Raw genomic sequence first — 12,735 nt, 5'->3', positions numbered from 1 at the left:
CCCCAGAAGGGAGAGCCGGTGATCGATCCCAACGTCCCCATCGCGACAGGGGCCATCCCCACGGTGGCGGGAACCCGCGCCGCGTACTTCGTCTCCGACAGCACCGGGATCACCGCCGAGACGCTCGGCAGCGCTCTGCTGGTGAACTTCCCGGCGATCCACTTCGAGCACCGGACGATCCCGTTCATCGACACCGAGGCCGGCGCCCGCAACGTCGTCGCCGAGATCGACCGCGCGGCCGACGCCGGTCTCGCGCCGGTGGTCTTCACGACGGTCAAGCAGGCGCAGCTGCGCGCGATCCTCTCCGAGGCGCGCGCGGTCATGATCGATCTGCTGGCCGGCCACCTCACCGAGCTCGAAGAGGCGCTCGGAGCGGATGCCTCGGAGCAGATGGGGCAGTACCACGGCGTCGGCGACATGCAGCGCTACCAGGCGCGCATGCGCGCCGTCGAATACGCCATCGAGCACGACGACGGTCAGAGCATGCGCGCGCTCGACATCGCGGACATCATCATCGTGGCGCCCTCCCGCTGCGGCAAGACCCCGACCACGATGTACCTGGCGCTGCAGTACGGGCTGCTGGTGGCGAACTACCCGCTCACCGACGACGACTTCCCGACGGATTCGCTGCCGAAGATGGTGGCGCCGTACGCCGAGCGCTGCTTCGGCCTCACGACCACGCCGCTGCGGTTGAGCCAGGTGCGCCACGAACGCCGTCCCAGCTCGCGATACTCCAGCCTCGAGCAGTGCACGCTCGAACTGCGGCGTGCCGAAGACCTGTATCGGCGCAACCGCGTGCCGTTCCTGAACTCGTCGACGAAGAGCGTCGAGGAGATGTCCGCGGTCATCATGCAGACCATGAAGCTGCGTGCGTGACCCGAGTCCGAGAGAGGTTCGAACGAATGAGCAACATTCTGTGGTTCCAGGACATCGGCATGGCCGATCTTCCTCAGGTGGGCGGCAAGAACGCGTCGCTCGGCGAGATGGTCTCGCACCTGTCGGAGGCGGGCGTGAAGGTGCCCGGCGGATTCGCGACGACCGCTGACGCATATCGACGATTCCTGTCCCACGACGGCCTCATGCAGCGCATCAAGTCCGCCGTCGAGTCACTGGACATGGACGACGTCACCGAGCTCGCCCGTGTCGGCGCCGACGTGCGCGCGTGGATCGAGGAGCAGCCGTTCCCGCCGGACCTCGAGCAGGACCTGCGTGATGCCTACGCGAAGATCGTGGCGGACGACCCCGACCCCGAGGGCGTGACCTGGGCCGTGCGCTCCAGCGCGACGGCGGAGGACCTCCCCGACGCCTCTTTCGCCGGGCAGCAGGAGACGTTCCTCAACATCGGTGGCATCGACAACATCCTCCACGCCGTGCGGGCGGTGTTCGCGTCGCTCTACAACGACCGCGCGATCGACTACCGCGCCCACCACGGGTTCGAGCATCACGACGTCTTCCTCTCAGCGGGCGTGCAGCGCATGGTGCGCTCCGACGTCGGCGCGTCGGGTGTCATGTTCACCGTCGACACCGAGTCGGGCTTCGACCGGGCCGTCTTCGTGACCGGGTCGTACGGGCTCGGCGAGGCCGTCGTGCAGGGAGCGGTCAACCCGGACGAGTTCTACGTCTACAAGCCCGCGCTGCGCGCCGGGCGCCCGGCCATCCTGAAGCGTCAGGTCGGGGAGAAGGCGGTCGCGATGCGCTACACCGCGGGTGTCAACGTCGGCGGATCGACCGCGTTCGAGGACGTGCCCGAGGAGGATCGGCAGCACTTCTGCATCACCGACGCCGATGTCGAGGAGCTGGCGCGGCAGGCGCTCACCATCGAGGAGCACTACGGTCGCCCGATGGACATCGAGTGGGCCAAGGACGGCGTGACCGGCGAGCTGTTCGTGGTGCAGGCGCGCCCTGAGACGGTGGTCTCCCGCGCGGACGGCAACGTCATGCGTCGCTTCGTCCTGCGTGAGGGGGGCGACGTGCTGGTCGCCGGTCGCGCGATCGGTCAGAAGATCGGGGCCGGGAAGGTGCGCGTGCTGACGAGCCTCGATCAGATGACGCAGTTCCAGACGGGCGACGTGCTGGTGGCAGACATGACCGACCCCGACTGGGAGCCGATCATGAAGAAGGCGGCGGCGATCGTGACCGACCGCGGTGGGCGCACGTGCCACGCCGCGATCATCGCGCGCGAGCTCGGCATTCCCGCAGTGGTCGGCACGGGCAGCGCCACACGTGCCCTGCATGACGGCACCGCGGTCACGGTCTCGTGCGCAGAGGGCGACGACGGCCTGGTCTACGACGGGCTGCTCGACTTCGAGGAGGAGGAGACCCACCTCGACCAGATGCCCGAGATCCCGGTGAAGCTGATGATGAACGTGGGCACGCCCGACCAGGCGTTCTCGTTCTCGAAGCTTCCCAACCGCGGCGTGGGACTGGCGCGGCTGGAGTTCATCATCAACCGACAGATCGGCATCCACCCGCGTGCGCTGCTCGAGCACGACACACTGCCGGCGGACCTGCGCGCCGAGATCGACCAGCGCATCGCCTCCTACCCGTCGCCGCGCGAGTACTTCATCGACCGCGTCGCCGAAGGCGTGTCGATGATCGCGGCGGCCTTCGCCCCCGAGCCCGTGATCGTGCGGATGAGCGACTTCAAGTCGAACGAGTACGCCAACCTGATCGGCGGCAGCCGCTACGAGCCCGAAGAGGAGAACCCGATGCTCGGGTGGCGCGGCGCGTCGCGCTACGTCGCCCCGGACTTCCGGGAGTGCTTCGAGATGGAGTGCGCCGCCATGAAGCGCGTGCGTGACGACATGGGCCTGACGAACGTGAAGATCATGGTGCCGTTCGTGCGGACGGTGGCCGAGGGCGCCGGAGTTGTGGAGCTGCTCGCCGAGAACGGCCTGCGCCGCGGCGAGAACGGGCTCGAAGTCGTGATGATGTGCGAGCTGCCTTCGAACGCCCTGCTGGCGGACGAGTTCCTCGACCACTTCGACGGGTTCTCGATCGGCTCGAACGACATGACCCAGCTCGTGCTGGGGCTCGACCGGGATTCGTCGCTGGTGGCATCGACGTTCGACGAGCGCAATCCGGCGGTCCTGAAGGTCCTCGAGATGGCGATCAGCGCGTGCAAGCGTCGCGGCAAGTACATCGGGATCTGCGGCCAGGGGCCGTCGGATCACCCCGATCTCGCCGAGTGGCTGCTGGACCAGGGCATCGAGTCGATGTCGCTGAACCCCGACACCGTCGTGGAGACGTGGCTCGCGCTCGCCCGCAAGGCGGCGCTTCAGCCGACGGCGTAGTCCGCGACGACGGGGGCGTGATCGCTCCACCGGGTGTCCCACGCGTCCGCGCGGTGCACCCGGTAGTCGGTCACACGCTCGGCGAGCGCGGGCGCCGCGACGTGGTAGTCGATGCGCCAGCCGGTGTCGTTGTCGAACGCACGCCCGCGCATCGACCACCACGTGTACGGACCGTCGACGTCGCCGGCGATCCGGCGACCGACGTCCACCCAACCCAGGCCCGTCCCCGTGGTGCCGTCGACGCACGCGATGTCGGCGCCGGCGTCGCCGAAGAACCGGTCGAAGTAGGCGCGCTCGCGCGGCAGGAAGCCGGACTTCTTGCGGTTGCCCCGCCAGTTGCGGATGTCGAGTTCGCGGTGCCCGACATTGAGATCGCCCATCACGAGCGCGAGCGGCGCGTGCTGCTCGAGTCGGGGGAGTCGTGCCTCCATCGCGTCGAGGAAGGCCCACTTGGGATCCTGCTTGGGAGTGTCTGCCTCGCCGGTGTGGACGTAAGCGCTCACGACGGTGAGCCGTTCGCCCCCGACGGTGAAGTCGGCCTCGATCCAGCGTCCCGCCGTGTCGAGCGGTTCGAGGCCCGCGTCGTCCCCGCGCAGCGTCGTGCGCACGTCGCCCGCCGGCATCCGACTCGCGATCGCCACGCCAGCGCGGCCCTTCGCCGTCGCCTCATGGCTGACGATGTGCCAGCCCGGCAGAGCCTCGGCCAGCTGCTCCTGGGTGGCGCGGACCTCCTGCAGCGCCATGATGTCGAGGTCGGCGTCGTCGAGCCACTCGATCATGCCCTTGCGCACCGCGGCGCGGATGCCGTTGACATTGATGGAGGCGATGCGAAGTCGTGAAGGCACGACCGACAGCCTAACCGCGGCCGCCGACGTCCCCGCTCACTCGAACAGCGATGCCTTCTTCGGCTCCGGCGGCTTCGCCGCCTCGACCTGGTCGAGCTCGGTCTCGGCTTCGCGCACGGCCCTCTTGGCCTGCCAGCGGCGGTACCAGGGGGCGTGCTCAGCGGCCTCCTGCGCGGTGCGCAGGCGGACGCGGGCGGCCACGAGCAGCGCCCGGTGCTCGGTGATGAGGCGATCGGCCTCGGACTGCTTCAGGATGGGCATGTCGGCGTCGCCGGCGGACACCGCCATCCACGACGCCGCCACGAGCAGCACGATCCCGACCAGCCGGAACCACAGCAGCAGTCCGATGAAGACCGCGAACGTGGCCAACAGCACGTTCGTCGGCGTGTAGGCCAGCGCGATGCCCGCGCCGATCTGGAGGAGCGCGGTCGCGAAGCCCCCGAGCATCGCCCCCGGCCAGATCTGGCGCCACCGCAGCGCCGTCCCGGTGAGGAACTTCACGAGGCTCCCGATCACGGCCGTGTTCAGGGCGATCAGCAGCGCGAACGCGATGAGGGCGCCCGCCACGTTGTACCAGATCGAGCTCCTGCTCCAGTCGAACAGGCTGAAGACCCAGTTCAGCGCGAACGTGCCGGCCGAGGTGAGGCCCCAGCCGAGCAGCAGTGCGGTGCCGAACGCGCCCGCGGCGAGGAAGTCGGTCGACTTCAGGAGCAGGTAGTTGCGCCGGTCCGGCGGGATGCCGAAGATGTCGCGAACCGCGCGTCGCGCGAACGTGATCGATCCGATCGCGGTCCAGATCAGGGTGCCGAGGGCGATCACACCGGTGATCCCGAGCACGCCGGTGGTCGAGTCCGCGACCGCCTCCACCTGATCCGGGGTGAAGACGCCGCCCTCGGGGGCGATGAGCCCCGGGATGTAGCTGTTGATGAAGGCGATGAGCCCGTCGATGGCCTCATCGCTGCCGCCCAGCCAGATGCCCGCGATGGCGAAGGCGACGTAGATCGCAGCGAAGGCGGCGAACAGGGCCTGATAGCTCACGCCGGCCGCCAGGAGGAACCCGTTGTGCTGCAGGAAGTGCCGCCACACCCGGACGGGGAACCACCCGAGCGTGACCCGCGTGATCGCCGTGGCGCGCTCGATGGGCTGGTCGAAACGCTCCTTGAGGGACTCCTGCGTCAGCTCCCACCGATGGCGGAGCGTCTGCTCCTCGAGCGCCGCGGCGTCGGCGGCGCCGCGCGCCTGCTTGTGCCGCTCGCGTCCGCCCTTCGCTGCCACCGCGCCAGACTATCGAGGAGCGGATGCCGCGCGCACGGTGCTTTCCACAGCGGCGCGTCGGAAGCGGGGGAGCGAGACCAGCGCGATCAGCAGCACGGCCGCCGGGACCACGAAAGCCGGTCCCAGGCCCGTTCCTTCCGCGAGGACTCCCACGCCGACGGCGCCGAGGATCGCCCCGGCGTAGTTGAAGATGTTGACGCGTGCGATCACCTGGTCGGCGTGGAGCGGAGCGGCGTCCCCGGCCGCGCCGAACGCGACGGGCACGAGGATGCCGGTCGCCAGGCCTGCGAGCGCGAAGCCGGCCACGGCGACGGCGGCGGATGGGACGAGGGCGACCGCACTGCAGCCCACCGCCGACGCCGTCACGGCGACGGCCACCAGGCGAGCCCGTCCGAAGCGGGGAAGAAGCCGGTCGGTGACCAGGCGCGCGACCAGGACGAGCCCTTGATAGGCGGCGTAGCCGAGGGGGGCGAGCCAGGCCGCCGCGGCGAGGCCGTCCTGGAGGTAGACGGCGCTCCACGTGCTCACGGCCGAGTCCACGACGAACGCGGCGAGGATCACGAGGCCGAAGGTCCAGATGGCGCCGCGCGGCAGGATCCCGCGCTCGGCGCGCGGCAGGGCTTCGTCGACGGGCACGTCCCGCGCGAACCCCCGGATGCCGAATCCCGCGATCAGCAGGGCGATCGCGCCCGCGACGACGAGCGCGATGCCGGTGGCGGTGGCCGTGGCGGCCACGGCCGACACCAGGAGCGCGCCGGCGATGGCCGCGGCCGTGAGGGCGGCGAAGAACCCGCCCAGCAGCGGGCGGCCGGCGGCGCGTTGGACGGCGACGCCCTGCATCGCCGATGCGGCGTCGACGCAGCCCAGGCCCGTGCCGAACACGGCGAAGGCCGCGACGAAGACCGGGAACGGCGTGGGCACGGCGATCAGCGGCAGTGCCAGGCCCTGCAGCGCGAGGCCCAGCACGAGAGCGGTCCGGCTGCCGGACCGCACCGCGACGGCGTTGGCGATCACCGATCCAGCCGCGGCGAACAGCGCCACGCCCAGCACGATCGCGGTGACGACGATGTCGTCGACCGATTGGCGCTCCTTGAGCGCCGGCAGCGACGTCACGACCACGGCGTAGCCGAGGCCCTGGGCCGCGTAGGCGGCGGTGACCGCCGCCCGGTTCAGCGTCCGCCGCCCCGGATGACGGCCTGCTTCACCTCGGCGATGGCCTTGGTGACCTCGATGCCGCGGGGGCACGCCTCGGTGCAGTTGAAGGTCGTGCGGCAGCGCCACACGCCCTCCTTGTCATTGAGGATGTCCAGACGAACGTCGCCGGCGTCGTCGCGCGAGTCGAAGATGAACCGGTGGGCGTTGACGATCGCCGCGGGGCCGAAGTACTGCCCGTCGGTCCAGAACACCGGGCACGACGAGGTGCACGCGGCGCACAGGATGCACTTGGTGGTGTCGTCGAAGACCTCACGGTCGACGATCGACTGCACGCGCTCCTTGCCGGGCTCCGGCGTCGAACTCGCGATCAGGAACGGCTGCACCTCGCGGTAGGAGGCGAAGAACGGCTCCATGTCGACGATGAGGTCCTTCTCCAGCGGCAGACCCTTGATCGCCTCGACGTAGATCGGCTTGGAGATGTCGAGGTCCTTGATGAGCGTCTTGCAGGCCAGGCGGTTGCGGCCGTTGATGCGCATCGCGTCCGAGCCGCAGATGCCGTGGGCGCAGGACCGGCGGAAGCTCAGCGACCCGTCGACCTCCCACTTGATCTTGTGCAGCGCGTCGAGCACGCGGTCGGTGGAGTACAGCTCCACGTCGTAGTCGACCCAGCGCGGCTCCTCGTCGACCTCGGGGTCGAAGCGACGCACGATGAAGGTGACCAGGAACGACTGGATGCCGGTGTCGTTGACGGCCTCCGAGTCCGGAGTCTGTGCGGTGTCCGCTGTCTCGACGACGGTCGACATCAGTACTTCCTCTCCAGCGGCGGGTAGCGCAACTCGCCGGCCTCGTTCTTGGTGAAGACGACGGGCTTCCAGTCCAGACGGATGTGGTCGTCCGGGTGCGACGAGTGGGGGTCGCCGCTGAGGTACGCCATGGTGTGCTGCATGTAGTTCTCGTCGTCGCGCTTGGGGAAGTCGTCGCGCATGTGACCGCCGCGGCTCTCCTTGCGGTTGCGGGCGGTGACGACGACCACCTCGGCGATGTCGAGCAGGAAGCCGAGCTCGACGGCCTCGAGCAGGTCGGTGTTGTACCGCTTGCCCTTGTCGTCGACGTGGATGTTCCGGTACCGCGCGCGCAGCTCCTCGATGGTGTCGAGCACCTCGCCGAGCGACTCCTCGGTGCGGAACACCTGGGCCTTGAAGTCCATGTCCTCCTGCAGCTTCTTGCGCAGGACCGCGATGCGCTCGGTGCCCTGGTTCGACCGCAGGCCCTCGATCATGTCGCGGACCTCCTTGGCGGGGTCCTCGGGGAGGGGCATGAGCTCGGCGGTCTTGACGTACTCGACGGCGTTCTGGCCGGCGCGCTTGCCGAAGACGTTGATGTCCAGCAGCGAGTTGGTGCCCAGGCGGTTCGAGCCGTGGACCGAGACGCACGCGCACTCGCCGGCGGCGTAGAGGCCGGGGACGACCGTGTCGTTGTCGGCGAGCACCTCGGACTTGACGTTGGTGGGGATGCCGCCCATCGCGTAGTGCGCCGTCGGCATGACCGGGACGGGCTCGACCACCGGGTCAACGCCCAGGTAGGTGCGGGCGAATTCGGTGATGTCGGGGAGCTTCGTCTCGAGGACCTCGGCGCCCAGGTGCGTGCAGTCCAGCAGCACGTAGTCCTTGTGCGGGCCCGCGCCGCGGCCCTCGGCGACCTCCTGCACCATGCAGCGGCTGACGATGTCGCGAGGCGCGAGGTCCTTGATCGTGGGGGCGTACCGCTCCATGAAGCGCTCGCCCGAGACGTTGCGCAGGATCGCGCCCTCGCCGCGCGCGCCCTCGGTGAGGAGGATGCCCAGGCCCGCGAGACCGGTCGGGTGGAACTGGAAGAACTCCATGTCCTCCAGCGGCAGGCCCTTGCGCCACACGATGCCCACGCCGTCGCCGGTGAGGGTGTGCGCGTTCGAGGTCGTCTTGAAGATCTTGCCGAAGCCGCCGGTGGCGAACACGACCGCCTTGGAGTGGAAGACGTGCAGGTCGCCGGTGGCCAGCTCGTACGCGACGACGCCGGCGACACCGGTCTTGCCCGCCTCGTCCTTCACCGTGATCAGGTCGAGCACGTAGAACTCGTTGAAGAAGTTGATGCCGAGCTTGACGCAGTTCTGGAACAGCGTCTGCAGGATCATGTGGCCGGTGCGGTCGGCCGCGTAGCACGCGCGGCGCACGGGCGACTTGCCGTGGTCGGCGGTGTGGCCCCCGAAGCGGCGCTGGTCGATCTTGCCCTCCGGCGTGCGGTTGAACGGCAGGCCCATGTTCTCGAGGTCGATGACGGCGTCGATGGCCTCCTTGGCGAGGATCTCTGCGGCGTCCTGGTCGACGAGGTAGTCACCGCCCTTGACGGTGTCGAAGGTGTGCCACTCCCACGAGTCCTCCTCGACGTTGGCGAGGGCCGCGGCCATGCCGCCCTGCGCCGCGCCGGTGTGGGACCGCGTGGGGTAGAGCTTCGAGATGACGGCGGTCTTGGCGCCGGGGCCGGCTTCGATGGCCGCGCGCATCCCGGCGCCGCCGGCGCCGACGATCACGACGTCGAACTGGTGGTAGTGGACGCCGTCCTTGACGTAGCTGTCGGTGGTGTCAGTGCTCACTGAAGATGCTCTCCGCTGCGAGGTTCGGTCTGGCGCCTACGCGCACAGTTCGATGATGATGTCGGATGCCGTCGCCGGGTCGAAGCCCAGGCACGGGTCGAAGGTGAAGACGACGAGCGTGCCCAGGACGATGAGGAAGCCTGCGGCCACCCACACCGCGCCCACGAGGACCTTGCGGGTGCCGCTGTGGGTGACGTAGTCGTTCACGATCGTGCGCATGCCGTTGCCGCCGTGGATCAGCGCGAGCCACAGCATCAGCACGTCCCACCACTGCCAGAACGGCGAGGCGAGCTTGCCGGCGACGAAGCCGAAGTCGATGGCCTTGATGCCGTCGCCCACCATCAGGTTGACGAAGAGGTGCCCGAAGATGAGCACGACCAGCAGCACGCCGGACGCGCGCATGTAGATCCAGCCCCACTTCTCGAGGTTCGGGCCCTTGCGTCGCGCGGGGGAGTGAGGTGCGCGGGGTTCGGCGATGGCGGCCATCAGTGCCCCCCTCCGATCTCTGCGAAGACGTTGATGAGATGCCGCGGCGTGAAGCCGGCCATCGTCACGACCCACAGGCCCAGCACGCCCCACCACAGCTGGCGCTGGTGGCGGGTCGCCCACGACCACATGTCCACCAGGATGATGCGCAGCCCGTTGTAGGCGTGGTACGCGATCGCACCCACGAGCGCGACCTCGCCGACGCCCATGATCGGGTTCTTGTAGGTGCCGATCACCGCGTTGTAGGCCTCGGGGGAGACGCGGATGAGTGCCGTGTCGAGCACGTGGACCAGCAGGAAGAAGAAGATCGCGATGCCGGTGATGCGGTGCAGCACCCAGGACCACATGCCCTCGTGTCCGCGGTAGAGCGTTCCGCGCGGCGTCTTGGACGTGGTCTCGGATACCGCCGGTGTGACGCGTGCTGGTGCAGACACGGTCGTCCTCCCTGGGGTCGAACTGGTGGGCGACGCGACGCCTGGTGCGGGTCGTGGACCGAACCGCTCCGTTCGCCGGCGACGCGCGGGCGTTGCGGACATCCTATTCCCGTCCGGCGGCACCGCGCCGATTAGGTTCACCTAACTATCTCGACGTCGAGAGATCGGATGCCGAGACCGGCCCGCCTCGGCGCGTGTGCGGCATCCGGCTAGCCTGTCAGCATGGCCGACCCCATCGAAGACTTCTACGCGATCATCCCCGCCGGCGGGATCGGCAGCCGGCTGTGGCCGCTGTCGCGCGCGGACGCCCCCAAGTTCCTGCACGACCTGACCGGTTCGGGGCAGACGCTGCTGCGCGACACGTGGGATCGCCTGGAGCCCCTGGCCGGCCCCGAGCGCATCGCGGTCGTGACCGGGCGCGCCCACCGGGCCGCCGTCGAGAAGGAGCTGCCCGGCATCCCCGACCACAACGTCTTCCTCGAATCCGAGCCGCGGGACTCGACGGCCGCGATCGGGCTCGCCGCCGCGATCCTCTCCCGGCGCGAGCCGGACGTGATCATCGGCTCGTTCGCCGCCGACCACGTCATCCGCGTGCCCCACCTGTTCGAGTGGGCGGTGCGCCAGGCCGCGGCGGTCGCGCGCGAGGGGTACATCTGCACGATCGGCATCCAGCCGTCCGAGCCGTCGATCGGATTCGGCTACATCAAGAAGAGCGACGGCATGGTGATCGAGGGCGCGCCCGAGGCGGCGCTCGTGGACAGCTTCGTCGAGAAGCCCGACTTCGAGACCGCCAAGGAGTACTTCGCCGACCGGTCCTACCTGTGGAACGCAGGCATGTTCATCGCGCGGGCCGACGTGATCCTCGGCGAGATCGCCGAGCAGGAGCCCCACCTGTACGCAGGTCTGATGGACCTGGCCGAGGCGTGGGACGACCGCGAGGCGCGCGGTCCGGTGGTCGACCGGGTGTGGCCGACGCTGAAGAAGATCGCGATCGACTACTCGGTCGCCGAGCCGGCCGCCGCGAAGGGCCGGCTCGCGGTGATCCCCGGCCACTTCGACTGGGACGACGTGGGCGACTTCGCCAGCCTCGCCAAGCTCAACTCGCACGGGCGCAAGAACGACCTGGCGATCCTGGGCGAGAACGCGCGCATCCTCGCCGACGCCGCCAGCGGCATCGTGGTGAGCCAGACCAACCGCGTCATCAGCCTCGTCGGCGTCAAGGACATCGTCGTGGTCGACACCGCCGACGCGCTGCTGGTCACCACCAGCGAGCACGCGCAGCGTGTCAAGGGCGTCGTGGACGCCCTCAAGCTCACCGGACGCGGCGACGTGCTCTGATCGAGCCGATCGCGCATTCTGTGGCCGCCGTGTGTCGGTTGATTGCGGCTTTGTAACCATTCGCGCGCACAGCGGCTCCGCAACGACAAGCGCGGCGTCACGCGGGGTAACTTCGATGCGCACCCGCGAGGTCCGCGGGTCGCTTGCACGTGGAGGCACAGTGACCACCATTACGACCCGAAAGAGCCTGCTGGCCGGCCTCATCGCCGTGACCACGGCCGTCGCCCTCGCGGGCTGCGCGGCGCCGCCGGAGGAGACCACCGAGACCGAGGCCGCGGGCACCGCGGTCGAAGGCTTCCTGCCCTGCGTCGTCTCGGGCGCGAGCCCCGGCGGCTTCGAGGACAAGTCCTTCAACCAGCTCGCCTACGAGGGCCTCGAGCGCGCCGCCGGCGACCTCGGCGTCGACTTCATCGGCGTGCGCTCGACCACCTCGGCCGACTTCGCCCCGAACATCCAGAGCCTGCTCGACCAGAACTGCTCGCTCATCATCACGGTGGGCTTCGACCTCGCGTCGGCCGCGGCCGAGGCGGCCGCCGCCAACCCCGAGGTGCAGTTCGTCTCGGTCGACGACACGGTCGACCTCGACTTCGACGGCGAGACCGACGAGCCCAACATCAAGCCCGTCATCTTCAACACCGCCGAGGCGGCGTTCCTCGCGGGCTACGCGTCGGCGTCGTACAGCACCAGCGGTGTCGTCGGAACCTTCGGCGGCGGCAACTTCCCGACGGTGTCCATCTTCATGGACGGCTTCGCGCAGGGTGTCGAGTACTGGAACGACCAGATGGGCGACAGCGTGAGCGTCCTCGGCTGGGACCGCGAGGCGCAGGACGGCGTCTTCACGGGCGGCTTCGTCCCGAACCAGGACGCGGTCAACGCGGCCCAGGGTCTGGTCGACCAGCAGGCCGATGTGCTGCTCCCCGTCGGTGGCGAGATCTACCAGAGCGCCGCCGCCGTCATCCGCGACTCGGGCCAGGACATCGCCCTGCTCGGTGTCGACGCGGACGTCTACGAGACCGACCCCAGCGTCGCCGAGCTCCTGCTGACCTCGGTGCTCAAGGCGGTCGACGTCGGTGTCGAGGAGGCCGTGTACAACGCCGGAATGGGCGAGTTCGACACGACCCCGTTCATCGGCACCCTCGAGAACGGCGGCGTCGGCCTGGCGCCGTTCCACGACTTCGAGGACCTGGTCTCGGGCGACCTGCAGGGTGAGCTCGACGCGATCGCCGCCGGCATCATCGACGGCTCCATCACGGTCGAGTCCTACCTGGACTGATCCGACC

General features: G+C 69.3%; 11 protein-coding genes. 4 read left to right on the top strand and 7 right to left on the bottom strand.

The features are described from left to right. The first annotated feature begins 18 nt into the window (after nucleotides 1-18). Nucleotides 19-876 carry a kinase/pyrophosphorylase gene (locus P0L94_09295; GenBank protein ID WES66258.1) on the top strand — a complete coding sequence of 286 codons (858 nt, stop codon included), beginning with the start codon at nucleotides 19-21 and terminating at the stop codon, nucleotides 874-876. Nucleotides 877-902: 26 nt separating this feature from the next. Beyond that, on the top strand, nucleotides 903-3,293 hold the full coding sequence (gene ppsA, locus P0L94_09290) for a phosphoenolpyruvate synthase (protein WES66257.1): 2,391 nt from the start codon (nucleotides 903-905) through the stop codon (nucleotides 3,291-3,293). Here the strand turns inward: ppsA and P0L94_09285 are convergent. The 7 genes from P0L94_09285 to sdhC are packed head-to-tail and all read right to left on the bottom strand — an operon-like array spanning nucleotide 3,278 to nucleotide 10,117. Beyond that, the gene (locus P0L94_09285) at nucleotides 3,278-4,138 is read right to left on the bottom strand and encodes an exodeoxyribonuclease III (GenBank protein ID WES66256.1); all 861 of its coding nucleotides are present in this window, start codon (nucleotides 4,136-4,138) and stop codon (nucleotides 3,278-3,280) included. The two genes, ppsA and P0L94_09285, sit on opposite strands and share 16 nt — an antisense overlap. Before the next feature lie 36 nt (nucleotides 4,139-4,174). Next, nucleotides 4,175-5,413: a YihY/virulence factor BrkB family protein gene (locus P0L94_09280; protein WES66255.1), complete on the bottom strand. Its 1,239-nt coding sequence runs from the start codon at nucleotides 5,411-5,413 to the stop codon at nucleotides 4,175-4,177. A gap of 9 nt (nucleotides 5,414-5,422) precedes the next feature. Continuing rightward, nucleotides 5,423-6,658, bottom strand: a complete 1,236-nt coding sequence (locus P0L94_09275; GenBank protein WES66309.1) for an MFS transporter — start codon at nucleotides 6,656-6,658, stop codon at nucleotides 5,423-5,425. Beyond that, a complete protein-coding gene (locus P0L94_09270; GenBank protein ID WES66254.1) occupies nucleotides 6,583-7,371 on the bottom strand; it encodes a succinate dehydrogenase iron-sulfur subunit in 789 nt (262 codons plus the stop codon). Before P0L94_09270 ends, P0L94_09275 begins: the two co-directional genes overlap by 76 nt. Beyond that, nucleotides 7,371-9,197 (bottom strand): succinate dehydrogenase flavoprotein subunit, encoded by a 1,827-nt coding sequence (sdhA, locus tag P0L94_09265; protein ID WES66253.1) that lies wholly within the window; start codon nucleotides 9,195-9,197, stop codon nucleotides 7,371-7,373. Before sdhA ends, P0L94_09270 begins: the two co-directional genes overlap by 1 nt. A 36-nt stretch (nucleotides 9,198-9,233) precedes the next feature. Then, nucleotides 9,234-9,683, bottom strand: a complete 450-nt coding sequence (locus P0L94_09260) for a succinate dehydrogenase hydrophobic membrane anchor subunit (protein ID WES66252.1) — start codon at nucleotides 9,681-9,683, stop codon at nucleotides 9,234-9,236. After that, nucleotides 9,683-10,117, bottom strand: a complete 435-nt coding sequence (gene sdhC / locus P0L94_09255; GenBank protein WES66251.1) for a succinate dehydrogenase, cytochrome b556 subunit — start codon at nucleotides 10,115-10,117, stop codon at nucleotides 9,683-9,685. Before sdhC ends, P0L94_09260 begins: the two co-directional genes overlap by 1 nt. Nucleotides 10,118-10,339: 222 nt before the next feature. On the opposite strand from sdhC, the gene P0L94_09250 reads away from it, so the two are divergent. Together P0L94_09250 and P0L94_09245 are read left to right on the top strand one after the other, a co-directional pair. Next, nucleotides 10,340-11,455: a sugar phosphate nucleotidyltransferase gene (locus P0L94_09250; GenBank protein ID WES66250.1), complete on the top strand. Its 1,116-nt coding sequence runs from the start codon at nucleotides 10,340-10,342 to the stop codon at nucleotides 11,453-11,455. 160 nt (nucleotides 11,456-11,615) lie between these two features. Then, nucleotides 11,616-12,728 carry a BMP family ABC transporter substrate-binding protein gene (locus tag P0L94_09245; GenBank protein WES66249.1) on the top strand — a complete coding sequence of 371 codons (1,113 nt, stop codon included), beginning with the start codon at nucleotides 11,616-11,618 and terminating at the stop codon, nucleotides 12,726-12,728. The last annotated feature ends 7 nt before the right edge of the window (nucleotides 12,729-12,735 follow it).

The sequence above is a fragment of the Microbacter sp. GSS18 genome, assembly GCA_029319145.1.
In the GTDB taxonomy this organism is placed as follows: Bacteria; Actinomycetota; Actinomycetes; order Actinomycetales; family Microbacteriaceae; genus Microbacterium.
The sequence above is the reverse complement of the archived record's forward strand: the minus strand, read 5'-3'. Positions and strand labels throughout refer to the sequence as shown.